This window comes from Pseudomonas sp. 3B-A001-10F, from assembly GCF_056313565.1.
In genome coordinates, this window is the sequence record NZ_JBQYFW010000005.1 from 188,946 (window position 1) to 209,383 (window position 20,438).

Annotated in this window: 16 protein-coding genes; 6 read left to right on the plus strand and 10 right to left on the minus strand. The window is 58.3% G+C overall.

The window, feature by feature from the left end; translation table 11 throughout:
• Positions 1-279: 279 nt before the first annotated feature.
• The 3 genes from AC0ZWN_RS07695 (at position 280) to AC0ZWN_RS07705 (ending at position 4,559) form a co-directional block, all read left to right on the plus strand.
• Positions 280-1,671: a GntP family permease gene (locus AC0ZWN_RS07695; protein WP_093430962.1), complete on the plus strand. Its 1,392-nt coding sequence runs from the start codon at positions 280-282 to the stop codon at positions 1,669-1,671.
• A gap of 7 nt (positions 1,672-1,678) precedes the next feature.
• Positions 1,679-2,452, plus strand: coding sequence for a 3-hydroxybutyrate dehydrogenase (gene hbdH / locus AC0ZWN_RS07700; RefSeq protein ID WP_007912316.1), 774 nt, complete (start codon positions 1,679-1,681; stop codon positions 2,450-2,452).
• Between the two features lie 151 nt (positions 2,453-2,603).
• Positions 2,604-4,559 (plus strand): acetoacetate--CoA ligase, encoded by a 1,956-nt coding sequence (locus AC0ZWN_RS07705; protein WP_476334608.1) that lies wholly within the window; start codon positions 2,604-2,606, stop codon positions 4,557-4,559.
• A gap of 48 nt (positions 4,560-4,607) precedes the next feature.
• Here the strand turns inward: AC0ZWN_RS07705 and AC0ZWN_RS07710 are convergent, their stop codons facing one another.
• Positions 4,608-8,372, minus strand: coding sequence for a hypothetical protein (locus AC0ZWN_RS07710; protein ID WP_476334609.1), 3,765 nt, complete (start codon positions 8,370-8,372; stop codon positions 4,608-4,610).
• 133 nt (positions 8,373-8,505) lie between these two features.
• On the minus strand, positions 8,506-9,615 hold the full coding sequence (locus tag AC0ZWN_RS07715) for a PilT/PilU family type 4a pilus ATPase (RefSeq protein WP_460100207.1): 1,110 nt from the start codon (positions 9,613-9,615) through the stop codon (positions 8,506-8,508).
• A gap of 113 nt (positions 9,616-9,728) precedes the next feature.
• On the opposite strand from AC0ZWN_RS07715, the gene AC0ZWN_RS07720 reads away from it, so the two are divergent.
• Together AC0ZWN_RS07720 and AC0ZWN_RS07725 are read left to right on the plus strand one after the other, a co-directional pair.
• Entirely contained in the window at positions 9,729-12,266 is a 2,538-nt protein-coding gene (locus tag AC0ZWN_RS07720; RefSeq protein WP_476334610.1) for a hybrid sensor histidine kinase/response regulator, read from the plus strand.
• A gap of 51 nt (positions 12,267-12,317) precedes the next feature.
• Positions 12,318-12,593 carry a peptidylprolyl isomerase gene (locus AC0ZWN_RS07725; protein WP_007912322.1) on the plus strand — a complete coding sequence of 92 codons (276 nt, stop codon included), beginning with the start codon at positions 12,318-12,320 and terminating at the stop codon, positions 12,591-12,593.
• Between the two features lie 107 nt (positions 12,594-12,700).
• Here the strand turns inward: AC0ZWN_RS07725 and AC0ZWN_RS07730 are convergent, their stop codons facing one another.
• The 8 genes from AC0ZWN_RS07730 to AC0ZWN_RS07765 form a co-directional block, all read right to left on the minus strand.
• Complete coding sequence (locus AC0ZWN_RS07730; RefSeq protein WP_476334612.1) at positions 12,701-13,639, minus strand: sugar kinase; 939 nt, start codon at positions 13,637-13,639, stop codon at positions 12,701-12,703.
• Between the two features lie 131 nt (positions 13,640-13,770).
• On the minus strand, positions 13,771-14,985 hold the full coding sequence (locus AC0ZWN_RS07735) for an amino acid deaminase (protein ID WP_476334613.1): 1,215 nt from the start codon (positions 14,983-14,985) through the stop codon (positions 13,771-13,773).
• Between the two features lie 39 nt (positions 14,986-15,024).
• Entirely contained in the window at positions 15,025-15,789 is a 765-nt protein-coding gene (locus AC0ZWN_RS07740) for an IclR family transcriptional regulator (RefSeq protein WP_476334641.1), read from the minus strand.
• 309 nt (positions 15,790-16,098) lie between these two features.
• On the minus strand, positions 16,099-16,488 hold the full coding sequence (locus AC0ZWN_RS07745) for a RidA family protein (protein WP_003225452.1): 390 nt from the start codon (positions 16,486-16,488) through the stop codon (positions 16,099-16,101).
• Positions 16,489-16,518: 30 nt separating this feature from the next.
• On the minus strand, positions 16,519-17,310 hold the full coding sequence (locus AC0ZWN_RS07750) for an amino acid ABC transporter ATP-binding protein (protein ID WP_093430931.1): 792 nt from the start codon (positions 17,308-17,310) through the stop codon (positions 16,519-16,521).
• Entirely contained in the window at positions 17,307-17,969 is a 663-nt protein-coding gene (locus tag AC0ZWN_RS07755) for an amino acid ABC transporter permease (RefSeq protein WP_095047813.1), read from the minus strand. Before AC0ZWN_RS07755 ends, AC0ZWN_RS07750 begins: the two co-directional genes overlap by 4 nt.
• 9 nt (positions 17,970-17,978) lie before the next feature.
• Positions 17,979-18,641, minus strand: a complete 663-nt coding sequence (locus tag AC0ZWN_RS07760; RefSeq protein ID WP_003225455.1) for an amino acid ABC transporter permease — start codon at positions 18,639-18,641, stop codon at positions 17,979-17,981.
• 51 nt (positions 18,642-18,692) lie between these two features.
• The gene (locus AC0ZWN_RS07765; RefSeq protein WP_476334615.1) at positions 18,693-19,541 is read right to left on the minus strand and encodes a transporter substrate-binding domain-containing protein; all 849 of its coding nucleotides are present in this window, start codon (positions 19,539-19,541) and stop codon (positions 18,693-18,695) included.
• A gap of 424 nt (positions 19,542-19,965) precedes the next feature.
• Here AC0ZWN_RS07765 and AC0ZWN_RS07770 point away from each other — a divergent pair, with 424 nt between their 5' ends.
• Entirely contained in the window at positions 19,966-20,370 is a 405-nt protein-coding gene (locus tag AC0ZWN_RS07770; protein WP_476334616.1) for a hypothetical protein, read from the plus strand.
• Positions 20,371-20,438: the final 68 nt, after the last annotated feature.

Genomic DNA, 20,438 nt, shown 5'->3' on the forward strand with positions numbered 1-20,438 from the left:
ATGATCTCTTTCTGTAGATCGATTGTTTGAAGATCAAAGGATCGCAGCCTTCGGCAGCTCCTACAGGGGAAATTCGCGTCCGCACTGTAGGAGCTGCCGAAGGCTGCGATCTTTTCGGCTTAACCCGGTCTCTAAAATGAGACAAAACACCTGAAAACCCCTCAAACCAATCAATAACATCCTTATATTTCAATGAGTTAGCTATCTGGCACAGATCTCGCTATAGCCTCTCCCACACCCGTTCTACCCACAAAAATAACAATTCTGGAGAGACACACCATGAGTGTGATCATTGCCTTGGCAGCCCTGGCGCTGCTGATGCTGGCCGCCTACCGTGGCTACAGCGTTATCCTCTTCGCCCCGATTGCCGCCCTCGGCGCAGTTCTGCTCACCGACCCTTCCGCCGTCGCCCCTGCGTTCACCGGGGTGTTCATGGAGAAAATGGTCGGCTTCATCAAACTGTATTTCCCTGTATTCCTGCTCGGCGCCGTGTTCGGCAAGTTGATCGAACTGTCGGGCTTCTCCCGTTCGATTGTCGCGGCGGCCATTCGCTTGCTCGGCACCAAGCAAGCGATGCTGGTGATCGTGCTGGTCTGCGCTCTGCTTACTTACGGCGGCGTGTCGCTGTTCGTGGTGGTCTTCGCGGTCTATCCGTTTGCTGCCGAGATGTTCCGCCAGAGCAATATCCCCAAGCGGCTGATCCCGGCCACCATCGCTCTCGGCGCTTTCTCCTTCACCATGGACGCCCTGCCGGGCACGCCGCAGATCCAGAACATCATCCCCAGCACCTTTTTCAACACCACCGCATGGGCGGCGCCGTGGCTGGGGGTGATCGGCACGATTTTCGTGTTCTGCACCGGCATGCTGTTTCTGCAGCGGCAACGCAACAAGGCGCAACGTGCTGGCGAAGGCTACGGCACTGAATTGCGCAACGAGCCGGAAACCGCTGAAGATCTGAAACTGCCAAACCCATGGCTTGCCCTGTCGCCATTGCTGGCGGTGGGCATCATGAACCTGCTGTTCACCCAATGGATTCCGCAGTGGTACGGCAAGACCCACAGTCTCGCGCTGCCGGGCATGGCGGCTCCGGTGACCACCGAGATCGCCAAACTGACGGCGATCTGGGCCGTGCAGGCGGCTTTGCTGGTCGGCATTCTGATGGTGCTGGCGTTTGGCTTTCAGGCGATTCGCAGCAAGCTCGCCGAAGGAAGCAAAAGTGCCGTGAGCGGCGCATTACTGGCGGCGATGAACACCGCCTCGGAGTATGGCTTCGGCGCGGTGATCGCGTCGCTGCCAGGCTTTTTGGTGCTGGCGGACTGGCTCAAGCAGATTCCCAATCCGCTGGTCAACGAAGCCATCACCGTGACCCTTCTGGCCGGTATCACCGGCTCCGCGTCGGGCGGCATGAGCATTGCGCTGGCGGCGATGTCCGAGCAGTTCATCAGTGCGGCCCACGCCGCGAACATTCCGCTGGAAGTGCTGCACCGCGTCGCCGCGATGGCCAGTGGCGGCATGGACACCCTGCCGCACAACGGCGCGGTCATCACCTTGCTCGCGGTGACGGGCCTGACCCATCGCGAAGCCTACAAAGACATTTTCTGTATTACGCTGATCAAGACCCTGGCGGTTTTCGTAGTGATCGGCACTTTCTACGCCACTGGCATTGTGTGAGGTATTCATGACGACTCTTTCCGGCAAGACCGCGCTGGTGACTGGTTCCACCAGCGGCATTGGTCTGGGCATCGCACTGAGCCTGGCCAAGGCTGGCGCGAATCTGATTCTCAATGGTTTTGGCGACGCGTCGAAAGTCATCGCCGAAGTCGCCCGGTTCGGCGGCAAGGTCGGCCATCACCCGGCCGATGTCAGTGACCCGGCGCAGATCGCCGACATGATCAATTACGCCGAGCGCGAATTCGGCGGTGTCGACATTCTGGTCAACAACGCCGGCATCCAGCACGTCGCCGCCGTGGAGGATTTTCCGGTCGAGCGCTGGGACTCGATCATTGCCATCAACCTGTCCTCGGTGTTTCACAGCACGCGTTTGAGCTTGCCGGGAATGCGCGCCAAAGGCTGGGGGCGGATCATCAACATCGCCTCCGTGCATGGCCAGGTCGGTTCGACCGGCAAAGCGGCGTATGTCGCCGCCAAGCACGGTGTGATCGGCTTGACCAAAGTGGTCGGCCTGGAAACCGCGACCAGCAATGTCACCTGCAACGCGATCTGCCCGGGCTGGGTGCTCACGCCACTGGTGCAGAAGCAGATCGACGACCGTGCGGCCAAGGGGGTCGATCCGCAGCAGGCGCAGCATGATTTGCTGGCCGAGAAGCAACCATCGCTGGAATTCGTGACGCCGCAACATCTGGGCGAACTGGTGTTGTTTTTGTGCAGCGAGGCTGGCAGCCAGGTGCGCGGCGCGGCGTGGAATATTGATGGTGGGTGGTTGGCGCAATAATGCTGCGTCCCGGTAGGAGTGAGCCTGCTCGCGATAGCTTTGTGTCAGTTAAATTTTACCGTTCTGGCACACCGCTATCGCGAGCAGGCTCGCTCCCACAGGTGCTATGTGTGCGCTCGACCTTGTGCATGAATAAAACAAGAGGCAAACAATGTCCGACATCCTCTGGCAACCCGACGCCAACCGTATCGCCCAGTCGCGCATGGACACCTTCCGTCGTGCGGTCAATCAACGCCATTCACTGAAAGTCGACGATTACCCTGCCCTGCACCAATGGAGCGTCGAGCAGCGCGCGGAATTCTGGCAGGCGATTGTCGATTTCTTCGATATCCGCTTCCACACGCAACCCGATGCCGTGCTGCGCGAAGGCTCAAAGATGCCCGACGCCGAGTGGTTTCCCGGCGCCACGCTGAACTTCGCCGAACACCTGCTGCGGCGGCGTGACGATGCCGTGGCGGTGATCAGCGTGGCGGAAAACGGTCAACGCGAGCAGTTGACCTGGGCCGAACTCGCCGAGCATGTCGCCGGATTTCAGGCCGGTTTGCAGGCCGCCGGTGTTGGTCTTGGCGATCGCGTCGCCGCCTGCATGCCCAATACCTGGCAGACCCTGGTGGCGATGCTCGCCACCACCAGCCTCGGTGCGATCTGGTCGTGCTCCTCACCGGATTTCGGCACCCATGGGGTGATCGATCGCTTCGGCCAGATCGAACCCAAGGTGCTGCTCACCTGCGCCGGTTATTGCTATGCCGGCAAAGTCATCGGGCAGACCGACAAGATCAACGGAATACTTGAGCAACTGCCAACCCTGAGGCAGTTGATCATCGTGCCATACGCCCAGCCGCAGGCCCGTGTCGAGGCTTACAAGACTCCCGCCGAAGTGACTTTGTGGGATGACTTTTATCAGGTCGGTGGCGAACCGGACTTTGTCCCGGTGCCGTTCCATCATCCGCTGTACGTGCTGTATTCCAGCGGCACCACCGGCGTGCCGAAATGTATCGTCCACAGCACCGGCGGCGTGTTGCTGCAACATGTCAAGGAACACGGCCTGCATTGCGATCTCGGCCCCGGCGATCGACTTTTCTACTACACCACCTGCGGCTGGATGATGTGGAACTGGCTGGTCTCGGCGCTCGCGGTCGGCAGCGCCGTGGTGCTGTACGACGGCTCGCCGTTTCACCCGGACAACCAGCGTTTGCTCGACTTGATCGACGACGAGCGCATCAGTGTGTTCGGCACCAGCCCCAAGTTTCTCGCCACCCTGGAAAGCAGCGGCGCCAAGCCCCGGGAAAGTCATGATCTGAGCAGCCTGAAGACGCTGCTGTGCACGGGCTCAGCGTTATCGCCGCAAAGCTATGACTTCGTCTATCGCGACTTGAAAGCGGATGTATGCCTGGCGTCGATGTCGGGCGGCACTGATATTGTTTCGTGCTTCGTCAACGCCAATCCGCTGTCCTCGGTGCGGCGCGGCGAGATCATGGGCAAGAGCCTGGGCATGGCGGTCGAAGTCTGGAATGACGCCGGCCAACCGGTGCTCGGTGAAAAAGGTGAACTGGTCTGCACCCGGCATTTCCCGGCCATGCCGATTGGCCTGTGGAATGACCCGGACGGCGCAAAATTGCGGCAATCGTATTTCAGCCTGTTTCCCGGGGTCTGGGCACAGGGCGATTATGCCGAGCAACGGCCTCACGGCGGGATGCTGATCCATGGTCGCTCTGACGCAGTGCTCAACCCGGGTGGCGTGCGCATTGGCACAGCGGAGATCTATCGGCAGGTCGAGAAAGTCAGCGAAGTGCTGGACAGCGTCGCTATCGGTCAGCAGTGGCAGGATGACGTGCGGGTTGTGCTGTTTGTGAAGTTGCGCGAAGGGCTGGCACTGGATGACGCATTGGAGCAACGCATCCGTCAGGAGATCCGCGCCAATACCACCCCAAGGCATGTACCGGCGAAGATCGTTGCGGTGACGGACATTCCGCGCACCATCAGCGGCAAGATTGTCGAACTTGCAGTGCGCGAGGTGGTGCACGGCAGGCCGGTGAAAAACACCGATGCGTTGGCCAATCCCGAAGCGCTGGAGCAGTTTCGGGATCGGCTGGAACTGAGCATTTGAACCCGGCGCTGATACGCTTACGGCAAGCGTTGGCGACGGTGCCTGGCGTCAGCGGGGTTTGTTCAGCGTAATCACAACCGGCTGACCAATCGCTCTACCGCCACTGGCATCGAGTGCCCTGCGAATGATCGTCATGTTGCGGTCGAATGTCGTTTTGTCCGTAGCCATTTGACTCAGTAACGAAGTGGCAATTGCCAGCGAGTCGGCATTCTCAAAGGCCTTGGATACCGCATGATTGCCAGCGATCGAGTCCGCGACAGGGAGGTTGCCGGACGCAAGATTCAGCAATTGCGCTACATCCAGTCGCTGCCCGCTGTGGCTTGCATGCTCTGTGTCCGTGGCGTAGCCGACATCCACGGTCTGCGCACTGCCATGGAACAGTTCATGGATCAGGTCATCGGCCACCACGTCATGGTTGAAGCCCAGATTGACGAAGTGTTTGTTCAGGTTTTGAGTATAAATCTCGATAAACGCAATACCCGATGCGTCGTTGGAGCTGGCACTTTTCCATCGCTTGTAGTTGTTCACATCAAAAGAGGCGAGTGTCTCGTTATGCTTCACTGCATCGAGAAGCGTGTTGCTCACCGAGAAGCCAGCGAAATCAAAGCGAATCAAGCGCAGATAATTCACCAGTCGATCGGTCGCTACCTGCGGCGTGCTACCGAACAGTGCTTTCATCAGCAGATCGCCGTCTCGCTTGAACTCATGTCGGCTGATCACAGCAATAGCGTTGTCAATCTTCGCCCGAGCGCGAGGCAGACTTGTTTCGATGAAGTTGCGCGTGTAGCTAGCGGGAAGTGTCTTGGTTGAATACGGCAACTGCAAGGGCGTTTGATAGGCGAAGCCGCTCAGCGGTTGACCCCACAACTTGCCACGGCGGTTCAAGGCGTACCATTCGTTGCCACTGCGGGCCGCCAGAACAACAACGCTGCCAGGCGTGCCGCGAGGTTGCCAATGACCCAACCCCAAATGGGTACTTTGCGACGCACCGAGCAAATCATAGGACTGCCGACGACCACTGAGTTTGTGCAATTGGCTATTGGCCCTGGCAACCAGTTCATGGCTGTTTTTGCTACAACGCAACAAGCCCTTATTCACCAGTTTTCCGCCCGACTGAATGCCAGAGGGCACCCCATCCAGCGGGTTGAAAAGGGAAACGGCCGAGGTGAATGCCAATCGGGTAAAACGCGCCGCCCTGGATGTGGTTGAAATAGCCTTCGCCGATATGCTCAAGACTTTGGAGGTGGCTCCTGCCACCGTGCCCACCAGGCCGATGCCATCCATCAGACATCCGTAAACTCCGTCGACGACCTTGTCATGTTCACCCGAGGCAATATCCTCGATGCACTTTTTGAAAGGCACCACCAGGTCGATGAAATAAGTCAGCAATCGCTCGCCCTCCTCCCTGGAAAGTTCAAGCGGAGTCGGTACGCGTACCAGTTCTCTCAGCTCGTTCTTGTTCAGATAAGGTCGATTTTTAACCAGAAACGTGGCGATACGTTCGATATTCGGGTCGTTGAATTTTTGATAGAACCCCGGCTTTGGCGTCGAAGGTGCTCGCGGTGCGTTCAGCAGGCCAAAATTATCGATAATGGCCATGCTGCTGGTGATCGAAGAGTCTTCAGCAGTCGCATGGGTATAGCGTTTTACATCGAGCGGCAGGAGTTGCGTCGCGGTGATGCTCAGTGGAAACGTTAGATCCGCACTGGCACTCATTCTTGAACGTTGTCGCAGTTTTCGCTCTCGCTTGATGAAAACCGCCAAGGCGTCATTTTTTCGAGTCTCGGCGCGCGATGTGAACAGTTCGTAGCAGATGTCCGCATTCTCGTGAGACGCATACATCACAATGCCAAAACGTCCCGTGGCGGCATCTCTGCTTTGCATTGTTTCCTGGTCAAGATCAATTTTCAGGGGCCCGCCCAGGCCGCGCGATTTAGAATAAATGGCGGACTCGCGTACGGTCAGGAAGTGAATATCGGCATTCATGAAGACGTGCAAATCCGCCTCTGGCATCTGCGCCAAAGCCAGTTTTACGCTAGACAACATGGCGCTGTTCAAATCATCGAAATGCACAGCCAGCTGACGATCCATCTCCTCGTCACAGGATCCTAGCTTCAACAGGTTCGGGTAACGCGCGTAAAGGCTGACACCGGACGGGTTGTAGTTGATGGCCGGCCTGAGGACACCGTTAGTGACCAGGCGCACGGTACGTCTATCCCACTGGCCAGTGACCAGATCACCTGATTGATGCAAGTCGACCATCGACATGACTTGCTGTCCGCCTTTCTCGGACAGTGCTTTTTCGTCCAGGCTGTCGCAACCAGGCGCGGCGACTTGCAAAGCGGATCGGGCAATCTTCGCTCTGTCGGGTAACGGCGTCGAAAATGCCTTGGCGATTTGAGCGAACGTTTCCGAGTGGCGCTCGAATGCGTCAATTGCACGTCGGGTAGTGGTTTGCTCGGCCTGCTCGAGTTCAGCGGCGGTCACAATCTGGTTGATCAATGCCCAATCGACGATCGGGTCAATCATGGCCAGGTCACGCTTGTGTTTCTGCGACTCACTGACCGGTTCAAGCTCGCCATACGCCATGACCTGCGCGTAGGTCATGCCACGCGTCGCACCGGTTTTCAGTGTCTCGACCAGCATGACGGCGCGACAGAAATTGATCCATCCAATCGAACCCAAGGTAACCGACGAGGGAATCTCCCTGACCAGAAACTCGGGTGCGTTGCGTGCCAACAGCAAGTGGGCAACCAACGGCTCCAGACCAGCCTCAACCCATTGTCGGGTTCGCAGCACAGCCGTCAGCGCCTCAAGTATGACCGAGGGGTGACGATCAACATTTTTCGGCGCATACAGATCAAGTCCGACCACGCGATTACGTTGTATGCCGTGACCAATCGATGGATCAAGGTCGAGCAATATCGCCGTCATCAGCAATTGCCGGAGAATGTCATCGGAAGCCTGCTGTCCCTCGTTCACACCGAACCAGCCCAGTTCTTTCAGGTAGTCACCGGCGAGATTCAGAGCAATCGGATGATTGACGAGTTCAATGACCCGTTGAGCCGCACGTTCATGTGTGACGGCGGCGCGACCGGTAACATTGTAGAGGGCCGTGAGAAGTTTTCTGTTGGGCATCAACTTGGCAGTCGCATTACGAATAGCTGAAAACTGTTCCTCGCTTAATACGACCAATGCCGGATCTTCGGTTTGAAAATGCTCCCAGTAGTTGCCCGGCTCTGGCACTGGCGGATCAAACTCGAATAAATCGATCAAATTCCTGACCTTTGCCTTGTTGTCGGGCAAGTTTATGTCATGAAAGCGGAACCATTGATCGAGGGTTATAGCGTTATCAGGCCATATATAACCACCGGCCACTTTTGCTATATCCGAAATCAACGTTAGTGCAGATTGTGTCGGAACACTGTATTCAAAGTGCCGCGCCGCGACCAGATCCACCCACCCCCTGACCGCACGGACTTCCATCTTGCCGTCGGGCGTAACACGCAGAAGTCCGTCATGATCGCTTGCGCCTTCCCTGGCAATCGCACCGAATACCGGGCCGGTAGCAAGCAACTCATTAAGCAAAAGACTGCCGGGATTATAGATCTCGAACAACGACGATCCGGTTTGCAACTCTACTTCATGCCCATACCAATTGATCTTTTGATCATCCGTGTATTGGCTTAACGCCCCCTCTAGTTGAGCCAAAACCAATTGACGCTCAACGGCATCGGCTTCATCCCTGCTCTTCCATTCGGAAAGAGCAACAGGCGAAGACCAGAAGGTTTTATTCCGGGTCTTATCATTCATATTAGAACCTCATCAAGTTAATTAGCTGACAACTTCAGCGCGATGACGTTCTACTTTCTTTGATACGACCAATCCATCTAAAAAACATGAATAACTGTTTCCGGGCACCCACACACAAACAATCAAGAAAATATTAATCGATCAAACCCCATTCTTCGGACGCAGTATCGTTACCAGCATTTGCCTCTTCAGAAAGTTTCATCCGTAACTTCAGATTATTCACCGAATCTGCATTCTTTAAAGCTTCCTGTGCACTGATTGCACCTTCAGCGACTAATGCGTACAGCGCCGCATCAAATGTCTGCATACCCAGTTCGGGGGATTTTTCCATTATCGGTTTCAGCTCCTCGAACTGTCCGCGCCGAACCAGATCTGCGATGGTTGGCGTGCCCAACAGCACCTCGACAGCCGCCCTGCGTTGCCCATCGACGGTGCGCACTAAGCGTTGCGAGATAAATGCTTTCAGGTTGTTTCCCAGCGTATGCAACAACTGCGGTCGCCGTTCTTCCGGGAACATATTGATAATCCGATCCAGTGCCTGATTGGCGTTGTGCGCGTGCAACGTCGAGAGCACCAGATGCCCGGTATCGGCAAACGCCAAGGCATGTTCCATGGTTTCGCGGTCACGGATTTCGCCGATCAGCACCACGTCCGGTGCCTGGCGCAGGGTGTTTTTCAGGGCCGCGTGGAAGCTGCGTGTATCGACCCCGACTTCCCGTTGATTGATGATCGAGCGCTGGTGGCGATGGATGTACTCGATCGGGTCCTCGATGGTGATGATGTGCCCACTGCTATGGCGGTTGCGGTGATCGATCAGCGCGGCCAGCGAGGTCGACTTGCCCGAATCGGTGGCCCCGACAAAGAGGATCAACCCCTGCTTGAGCATGACGGTGTCGAGCAGTACTGTCGGCAATTTCAGATCGGCAAAACGCGGGATGTCGAGTTTGACATTGCGAATGACGATCGATACATCGTTGCGCTGCTTAAAGATATTGACGCGAAAACGCCCGATGCCCGCTCGCGAAATCGCCAGGTTCATTTCCAGATCCCGGTCGAACTCCCGTCGTTGCTCGGCGTCCATCAGGGAGGCAGCGATGGCGGCGGTTTCAGCGTTTTTGAAAGGTCGTTCGCTCAACGCCGTGAGCACGCCGTCGATACGCGCACTGGGCGGTGCCCCCGTTGACAGGAACAGATCCGAACCGTTTTTATTGGACAAAATTGACAACAGTGCATCGATTTCCATGGCAAAAAGCACCCGCGAAGCATTCAATGAACAGACAACGGCCTGCGCCTGGCGCAGATCAACTGCAACAATGATAGACGTCGCCTCAACGAACCACGCTCAGGATTGATGTAATGAATGCTGTACCGAACACCGACGACGCACAGGCACTGATCGCCCGTACCGACTGGAGCCGCAGCCCCCTGGGCGCTGCCGGCAACTGGCCGCAGAGCCTGCGCACCGCGGTGGACATCGTGATTCACTCGCCGATGCCGATGCTGTTGTTGTGGGGGCCGCAGCTCACGCAGATCTACAACAACGGTTTCGCCCTGCTTGCCGGCCACAAGCATCCGCACGCTTTCGGACAGCCTGCGCACCAGATCTGGCCGGAACTTCGCGACTTTACCGACCCTATTTACAGCGCCGTCCTACAGGGCCAGGTTCGCACCTACAGCGAAAGACGCTTCACCCTGCAACGAGACGGCAGAGAATCCGACTTCTGGCTGGATCTGACCTATAGCCCGATTCGTGATGAGACCGCGCAAGTTGCCGGAATCCTCGTCACCGCGATCGAAACCAACGAACGCCGCCGCATCGCTCTGGAGCTGCAGCGACGCTCGGAAGAAAGCCTCAAAGCCCAACGGGAAACCGAGGAGCGCCTGCAACTGGCCCTGGCTGCGACCGATGCTGTCGGCACCTGGGATTGGGACATCGGCGAAGACCGCTTTATCGCCGATGCGCATTTCGCCCAATTGCATGGCGTCGACCCCAGCCTCGCCGGCCGGTTGCCGATCAGCGATTACTTGCAAGGCGTGCACCCGGAAGACCGCGCCATGATTGCGCGCAGCATCAAGCACTGCATCACCCACGGCACCGAATACGCTGAGGAATATCGCTTGCAGCAAGGCGATGGCGAGGTACGCTGGGTGTTCGCCCGCGGGCGCTGCTACAAAGATCATCATGGCCGGCCCATGCGTTTTCTCGGCGCGGCGCTGGACCTGACCGAGCGCAAACACACCGAACAGGCGTTGCGCCAAAGCCAGACCGAACTGCAACTGATCATCAACGCCATGCCGATCCTGATCAGTTATGTCGACTGTGAAGAGCGCTTTCGCCTCAACAACGCGGCCTATCTGGACTGGTACGGCCTCACGCCACAGGAACTCTACGGGCGCACGATTCGCGAAGTCATCGGTGAAGAAGCGTATTTCCTGCGCCTGCCCTACATTGCCGAGGCGCTGGCCGGCAGACCGTGCTCATTCAGCCTGTATACCCCGCACCGCGATGGCAGCAATCGCCACGCGCTGATGAATTACCTGCCGCGTTACGCCGCCGACGGCGCGATCAGTGGTTTCTATATCTTTGTGATCGATGAGACCGAGCGCAAGAAAACCGAAGAAGCCTTGCGCAATCTCAACGAAACCCTGGAAGAACGGGTCAGCGCCCGCACCGAACAGTTGGCCCAGGCCAACCAGCGTTTGCAGAACGAGATGTTCGAACGCGAGCGCGCCGAAGATGCCTTGCGCCACGCGCAGAAGATGGAGGCTGTCGGCCAGCTCACCGGCGGTATCGCCCACGACTTCAACAACATGCTCACCGGGATCATCGGCAGCCTCGATTTGATGCAGCGCTACATCGCCAACGGCCGGGCTGACGAAATTGGCCGTTTTACCGAAGCCGCTGTGTCATCGGCCAACCGTGCGGCAGCGCTGACCCATCGATTGCTGGCGTTCTCGCGGCGCCAGTCGCTGGATCGCAAAACCCTCGACGCCAATGAACTGGTGCATTCGCTGGAAGATCTGATCCGCCGTACCAAGGGCGACCCGATCGAACTGACCCTGCGTCTGGCCGAGAACGTTTGGCCGGTCAGCACCGACGTCAGCCAACTGGAAAACGCCCTGCTCAACCTGGTCATCAATGCCCGTGATGCGATGCCCGATGGCGGTGAACTGGTGATCGAAACGGCCAACGTCTACCTCGACGGCAGCGACATCACCACGCTCGAACCGGTCAAGGCCGGCGATTACCTGATGCTGGCGGTCAGCGACAACGGCACCGGCATGACGCCCTCGGTTCGTTCCAAGGCCTTCGATCCATTCTTCACCACCAAGCCCATCGGCCAGGGCACCGGGCTGGGGCTGTCGATGATTTATGGGTTTGCCCAGCAGTCGGGTGGTCATGTCAGCCTCGACAGCCTGCCGGGCCAGGGCACTTGCGTGCGCTTGTACCTGCCGCGCTTGTATGGCGTCGAACCGGAACGGCCGGCCATCGTCGCCGTTGAACAACCGTCGGCGAGGGCGACCGGTGAAACCGTGATGGTGGTTGAGGACGACCCGGCGGTGCGCATGCTGGTGCTCGATCTGCTCCGGGAGTTGGGTTATCAGGCCCACGAAGCCGAAGATGCCAAGACCGCCCTGCCCCTGCTGGAGTCCGATCTACGCGTCGATCTGCTGGTCACCGATGTCGGCCTGCCAGGCATGAACGGCCGGCAACTGGCGGAGATCGCCCGCCAGCATCGGCCGGGCCTCAAGGTATTGTTCATGACCGGTTATGCGCAGAAAGCCGCCGAGCGTCAGGGATTTCTTGAGGATGGCATGGACATGGTTGCCAAACCCTTTGCCATTGAGCTGCTGGCCAGCAAGATCCGCACGATGATCAGCCAACCCCTGTGACTTGAGGCATAATCCGCGCCCCGCCGTCACCCCGTTATCAGGTATCGCACGATGAAAGCCCAAGCCCGCCACATTCTGGTGAAAACCGCCGAAGAGGCCGAACAGCTCAAACAACGCATCGCCAAGGGTGAAGCGTTCGATGTGCTGGCGAAGAAATTCTCGACCTGCCCGTCCGGCAAGCGCGGCGGTGATCTGGGTGAAGTGCGGCCCGGGCAGATGGTTGGCGCGATTGATGCGGTGATTTTCAAAAAACCGCTGCGCACCGTGCATGGGCCGATCAAGAGCAAGTTCGGGTACCACCTGGTGCAGGTGTTTTACCGCGATTAGTGCTTGGTTCCAGGGCCTCTTCGCGAGCAGGCTCGCTCCCACATTTGGAATGCATTCCCCTGTGGGAGCGAGCCTGCTCGCGAACCGATTGCGCAGCAAGCGGCCATTCAAGCCTGTTTCGGAATCAATGCACCCGGTACTTGAATCACCTTGCTGGCCAGCAGGTGTCCGGCCTGCGCAGCCTCGGCCGGACTCTCTCCCAGCAACCGGCTGGCCAGATACGCCGCACTGAACGAATCCCCCGCCGCCGTGGTATCCACCACTTTCTCGACCTTCTGCGCCGGCACTTCGAACGCTTCACCATCACACTGAATCAAACAAGCTTCGGCGCCACGCTTGAGCACCACTTCCGGCGTGCCGAACTGCGCGTAAGCAGCAAACACCGCTTCGCAATCGGCGAAACCGAACAGCGCCTGTTCGTCATCCACCGTCAGCAACGCCAGATCAACGTACGGCAACACGTTGCGATAAGCCGCCCGCGCGTCTTCTACCGAGGCCCACAGGCGTGGCCGGTAATTGTTATCGAAGACGATGCGCGCATCACGCTGCCGCGCTTCGATCAAAGTCTGGATAAGTTTTTCCCGGCCCAACGCACCGAGCACAGCCAGGGTAATGCCGCTGAAATACAGCACATCGTAATCCGGCAACGCCGCCAGAATCGGCTCGGCGGCCGGGGTGGTGAAACAGTCGCGAACTGCCGCTTCGTTGCGCCAGTAGAGAAAACGCCGCTCGCCGCTGGCATCGGTCTGGATGCAATACAGGCCCGGTAAACGCCCCGGCAGACGCTGCACCAGATCCAGGCCGATGCCTTCGCTGGTCCAGATCTGGCACATGGCGTCGCTGAAGCTGTCATCGCCCAGTGCGGTGACGTAATCGACCTGCGCCTTGTCGCCCATGGCGCGGAACAGATACACCGCGGTGTTCAGGGTGTCGCCGCCGAAGCTTTGTTGCAGGCTGCCGTCGGCGCGTTGCTGCAGTTCGATCATGCATTCGCCGATCAGGGCAATGCGTGGGGTGTTCGGGCCCAAGGGGCTGAGGGTGTTCATCTTGTGCTGTCTCTGGTTGATCGGTGGTGTCTGGACTGGCGCCTTCGCGAGCAAGCTCGCTCCCACACTTGGAATGCATTCCACTGTGGGAGCGAGCAGGCTCGCGAATGGCCGCGACTCGGTCTCAAGCTTTAGAAACAAGTCTCCATGCTCTCGATCACCGACAACTGCTCATCCACCAACAACCCCACACGCCACTTGTCGAACGTCAGGCACGGGTGCGACGTACCAAAGGAAATGATGTCGCCCACGCGCAACTCAACGCCCGGCGCCAGCGTCATGAACGCGTGCTGGTCCATCACCGCCGTGACCTTGCACGCACCGACATCCTCGCCCAGCGCCGGCACTACGCCCGCCTTGTAGCGCAGCAACGGCACCGGCAAACCGGCATCGAACGCGACATCACGCTTGCCCAGTGCGATCACCGCAAAACCCGGCTCCGGCAGCGACTGCACATGCGCCCAGACTTCCAGCGCCGGGCGCAAACCTTCGTGAAGATCACTACGGCGGTCGAGCACGCAGCACTGCGCCTCTTTGTAGATGCCATGGTCGTGCGCCACGTAGCTGCCCGGACGCAACACGCTGAGGAAACGTCCAGCAGCATTCTGCGCTTCGAACGACTCGGCAATCAGGTCATACCAGGCCGAACCCGAGGCGGTGATGATCGGCTTGCCGATGGCGAATGCGCCGCTGTCCTGCAACTGCACCGCCAGGCGCACCAGCGACGCGGCAAATTCACGAATGCCGCTGACGGCGTGATCGCCGTGGATCACCCCTTCGTAACCTTCGATGCCGGTCAGGGCCAGCGCCGGTTGCGCGCTGATCGCCTTGGCCAGCTCAATGACTTCCTGCTCACTGCGGCAACCGCAACGCCCGCCGACCACGCCGTACTCGATCATCACGTTGAGCTTCACCCCGCGCGAGGCGAAGTACGCCCCGAGATCAGCGACGTTGTCCGGGTGATCGACCATGCAATAGAAATCGAACGACGGATCGGCAAGCAGGTCGGCAATCAACGCCATGTTCGGCGTGCCGACCAATTGGTTGGCCATCAGCACCCGACGCACGCCATGGGCATAAGCCGCCCGGGTCTGGGTCGCGCTGGCGAGGGTGATGCCCCACGCACCGGCGTCGAGCTGACGCTTGAACAGTGCCGGGGTCATGCTGGTTTTGCCGTGGGGCGCCAGTTCCGCGCCGCTGTCGCTGACGAATTTCTGCATCCAGTGGATGTTGTGCTCCAGCGCTGCGCGATGCAGCACCAGCGCCGGCAGGCTGACGTCACGTACCAGGTGCGCGCCGATGGCAGCGTCGCCCTTTTCTCCAGCAGTATTGATGGCAGTGGTCATGGTCGAACTCCTCACATTCGCGGCTGCAGCCAGCCGCGGTTATTCGTTGATCCGCCGGGCGAGGCTGTTGGCGCTCTCGATCAGCACCCGGCGATAGTCGTTGTAATTGTTTTTCGCATCGGCCCGTGGCGCGACGATGCACAAGGTGCAAATGGCCACGCCTTGCGCGTCTTTGACCGGCGCGGCGAAGCAATGGGTAAAGGTGTCGGCAACACTGTCGAAGGAGAAGAAACCATCGATGCCGGCCTGACGGATTTCCGCCAGAAAACGCTCCAGCGGCAGGCGCTCGCCGTCGGGCAGGATGAAGTCGTTTTCGTCGATCAGGTCGATGATCTGTTGATCGCTTAAATGCGCAAGCAGCAGGCGCCCGGAAGCGGTCCACGGGATGGGCGCGTTTTCACCGATGTCGGAGGAAATGCGGAAATGCCGCTCGCCCTCCTTCATCAGTGCCACCGTGTATTTACGGCCGTTGAGCAGGCACATCTGCGCGGTTTCATGGGTCTGGCTGACGATCTCCTGCAAGGCGTGATCGGCCTCGCGGCTGAGGTCGAAATGACGCAAATGCGCCTGACCGAGGAAGTACAGCTGCCGGCCCAGGTAGACGTGACCGTCCTTGCCCACCGGCTCCAGAATTCGCCGCTCCAGCAACGATGCAACCAGTTCGTAGACCGTGGATTTCGGGCTGCCGATGCCGTTGGCGATGTCATTCGGGCGCAGCGGCTGGCCGATCTCCTTGAGGAAATCGAGAATATCGAACGCCCGGTCCAGACCGCGAGCCCGGCGCTTGATGGTGTCTTCGGTCATTTCAGTGGTTCCCATTCAAAGTCGCCGGATGGTAACTGGCCCTTGGTGTTGTGTCAGTTGGATTGCTGCCCTCACCCCCCGCCCTCTCCCAGAGGGAGAGGGAGCCTGACTGGATCGATGCACATGTTGTGGTCATTTGCCAAAATCTGCATCGACAGCGATCAGTCTCCTCTGCCAGAGAGAAAGAGCCTGACCGTATCGATGTAAATGTAAGCGTCATACGCAAAATCCGCATCGATACAGATCAGTCCCCTCTCCCTTGGGAGAGGGTTAGGGTGAGGGGTTGCGGCCTAAGCAACGCAGCAATGTTCAAGGCTTTTTCTTGTAGGCGATGCAGTCGATCTCGACCTTGCAATCCACCATCATGCTCGCCTGCACACAGGCGCGCGCCGGTGCGTGCTCAGGCTTGAAGTACTCGCCAAAGACCTTGTTGAAACTGCTGAAATCCCGCGGATCATCCAGCCACACGCCCGCGCGCACCACGTCTTCGAGGCCATACCCGGCCTCTTCGAGAATCGCGATCAGGTTTTTCATGGTCTGATGGGTCTGCTCGACGATACCGCCGACAATAATCTCGCCATCCACCGCCGGTACCTGGCCGGACACATGCAGCCAGCCATCCGCTTCAACGGCGCGAGCGAAGGGACGTGGCTGGCCGCCAGCGGCGGTGCTGCCGGTGCCGTAACGCGTAATGCTCATGGGTGTTTCTCCTGATGTGAAAACGTAAGATTAAAACCGCGTATTTTTCAGAAACTCAGCCAGACGCGGCGATTGCGGGCGTTCGAACAGTTCCTTGGGAGGCCCCTGCTCTTCGATCCGCCCCTGATTCATGAAAACGATCTTGTCCGAGACCTCAAAGGCAAAACGCATTTCGTGAGTCACCAGCAGCATGGTCATGCCGTCTTCGGCCAGGCCCTTGATCACGTTGAGCACTTCGCCGACCAGCTCCGGGTCGAGTGCCGAAGTGACCTCATCGAAGAGCATCAGGCTCGGGTTCATCGCAATCGCCCGGGCAATCGCCACGCGCTGTTGCTGACCGCCGGACAACTGACCGGGAAAGTGATTGCGCCGCTCCAGCAAGCCGACGCGCTCCAGCCATTTCTCGGCGAGCGCCACGGCTTCATCCTTATGCATTTTCTTCACCTTGAGCAGGCCCAGGGTGACGTTCTGCAATGCGGTCAAATGCGGGAACAGGTTGAATTGCTGGAACGCCATGCCGGTCATCGCACGATGACGGGCGATGAGTTTTTCCGCATGCCGCACACGCTTGCCGTTGACCTCGTCATAGCCGATGGATTCACCGTCGAGCAGGATCTGCCCACCCTGGAATTCTTCGAGCATGTTCACGCAACGCAGCAGCGTGGTTTTACCCGAGCCGCTGGAGCCGATCAGCGTGACCACGTTGCCGCGCTGCATGCTCAGATCGACACCTTTGAGCACTTCGACTGCGCCGTACTGTTTGTGCAGGCCGCGGATGTCCAGCAACGCCTGATTCTGTGGGGAAACTTGAGCTTGAGTCATGGCAAGGCCACCCGCTTTTCAATGTGCCGGCCGAGTAATTCGATGCCGTAGTTGATGACGAAGAACAGAAAACCGGCGAACAGGTAAAACTCCAGGGTCATGAAGTTCCGGGCGATGATCTGTTGGGTGCTGAGGAGCAATTCGGCGACGCCGATCACCGAGAGCAAGGTCGACGCCTTGACGATTTCGGTGGACGAGTTGACCCAGGTCGGCAGGATCTGCCGCAGCGCCTGAGGCAATAGCACGTAGCCGAGCGATTGGTAGAACGTCAGGCCGATGGCCTTGCTCGCTTCCATCTGCCCGCGCGGCAAGGCTTGCAATGCACCGCGAACAATCTCGGCGACGTGGGAACCGCAAAACAGCGTCAGGCCCAAGGCCCCGGCCTGAAATGCGCTGATTTGCCAACCGAGTGCCGGCGCCATGTAGAAGCAGGCCAGCACCAACACAAACACCGGCGTGCCACGAATCAGGTCGACGTAAAAACGAAACGGCGCGCGCATCCAGAATTTGCCGTAGGTCAGCACCAGACCGGTGACCACGCCGAGCATCGTGCCGAGCAGAATCGCCAGCGCCGACACTTGCACGCTGGTCAGAAAGCCCTGCCACAACGGCTCACGCGCGACCCACAATTCATGTAACCAACTGGGAGATTCGTACATCGCAGCCTCCTATCGGCGGATCGCCAGACGCTGCTCGAGGTAACGCAGCAACATGGCAATGAGGTAACAGGCCGCGACATACAACGCCGTGGTCACCAGCCAGGTTTCAATCACCCGGTAGCTCTCGACGTTGATCTTGCGCGCGTAATAGGTCAGCTCCGGCACCGCAATTGCGGCGGCCAGCGAGGTGTCCTTGAACAGCGAAATGAAATTGTTCGACAGCGCCGGCAGCACATTGCGCAGCATTACCGGCACGGTGACGTAGGCCTTGACCTGCCACTCGCCGAGACCAATAGCCAGTCCGGCCTCGCGCTGGCCTTTGGGGATACTCAGCAAACCGCCACGGAACACTTCGGTCAGGTACGCCCCGGCATACAACGACAGCGTGATGATGAACGACGGGATCTTGTCCAGACGAATCCCGAGACTCGGCAAGGCAAAGTAGATCAACAGAATCAACACCAGAATCGGCGTGTTACGCACCACCGTGACGTACACCGAGGCCAGCACGCGCAAGGCGCGATGCTTCGAGAGCAAGGCGAACGCCATCAGCAGGCCGATCACGCAGCCGATGGCGATCGACACCAAGGCCAGTTCAAGGCCCAGACCGAGCCCCGCCAGCAAGGTGTCGAAATCGCGCCACACGGCGGCAAAGTTCAACTGATAGTTCATGGTCAGCAGTACCTTGAGCGGGGCGACTTTAATCGCCCCACTCTCACGGGATCATTTGAATTCGACAGGGAAACCGATCGCAGGCGACGGCAGGTCAACGCCGAACCATTGTTTGAACGACGCCGCGTAGGTTGGGAATTCAACGCCGGTCATCGCTTCATGCAGTGCGGTGTTAACGAAGTTCAGCCAATCCTGATCGCCGCGTTTCACAGCACACGCGTAGGTTTGCGGACTCCATGCGTAGCTTGGGCTGCGATAGCGGCCAGGGTTCTGCACCATCAGGTATTTGACCGAAGACTGGTCAGTGGCGGCGGCATCGGCGCGGCCGGAGTTCACGGCCTGGTACATCAGGTCGACGCTGTCGTACTGATCGACCTTGGCTTTGGGCAGGGCTTGATGCACCAGCTCTTCGGCATAGACGTTTTGCAGCACGGCCACGGTGACGCCGTCGCCGGCGGCTTGCAGGTCTTCGATTTCCTTGTACTTGCTGTTGTTCGGCAGCAGCAGGCCGACGCCTTCGCGGTAGTACGGCAGGGTGAACGCCACTTGCTGCGCACGGCTAGCGGTGACGGTGATGAACTGGCAACTCATGTCGACCTTGTCGGTGAGCAGGTTGGGAATCCGCGCATCGGACGACTGCACGACGAATTCGACCTTGCTCGGGTCGTTGAACAGACCTTTGGCCACCATCCTGGCGATGTCGATATCAAAACCCTGCAACTTGCCGTCCGCGCCCTGAAAGTGCCACGGCGCATTGGTGCTGCCAGTGCCCACGATCAACTTGCCACGGGCCAGAACACTGTCGAGCTTGCTGTCGGCTGCCTGGGCCATACCCATGACAGCGGACGAAGCCACAAGAACAAAAACACACGCTTTGAACAACGAAGGACGGCGATGCATGGCAAGCACTCCAGGATGGTGTTTATTCCGCTATACCGGAACACGGTTTGTTACTACGGAATAGACAGCAGAAAGTGTGCCATAGCTTTGGCAATAAAACCCAGGTCCTCGGAAACATTAATCGGTTCAACAAGTTAGCCCGCGTATCTACACGCGACTATTGCCAGTAGAAGTTTGACCATCGCTACTGAGGGCAACCAATTGGGAAGTAACGTCACATTCAAGGGCATGTGCGCGACCAATTGATGCACACATAGAGCAATGAATCGGTCTTGAAAAATGAACTGAGCACAGGTGACCGTTCATCGGATTTGCGGCTGAACCTGTCAGAGTTGACAGTTGTTGACCGGTGGATTGATAGGCCTACTGGTTTGGACCGAACGGGTCAGGAACCGAAGTTAGAATCTCAATAAGGACTTTTGAAATGGCCAATCTGATTAAAAATGGTGATTTTGCCAATCAAGGCGACCACTGGACCGCAACAAATAAAGAAAACGTCAGTTATGTGAATGGTCACTGCATAATCGCGACTCCTGACTCCATTAGTCAGGACGTTCTCTTGGGTAGCGAGGGCGGCGGTAAATTCATGATCTCGGCAAGAATGAAAACACTGCCTGGCTATGCTGGCCGCGTCACTGTGCAACCACTTCCGACAGGCAACCCGGTTGAACTTGACGTCTCTGGAGGTCAGAACTGGACGATCAAGTTCAAAGAGTTCGAAGCACCTCTTGCGACACTCAAATTCACGGTGAAGGCAGAGTCAAATGACGGTACGTTTCATGAACTTGGCTCTTATTTCAGCGATTTAACGCTATCCAAGTTGCTCTGAGCCAATACTCTTGAAAGCGAGCTTTCATCTCGTGACGGCTCGCTTTTTCCGTGAACCACTGCATTCCG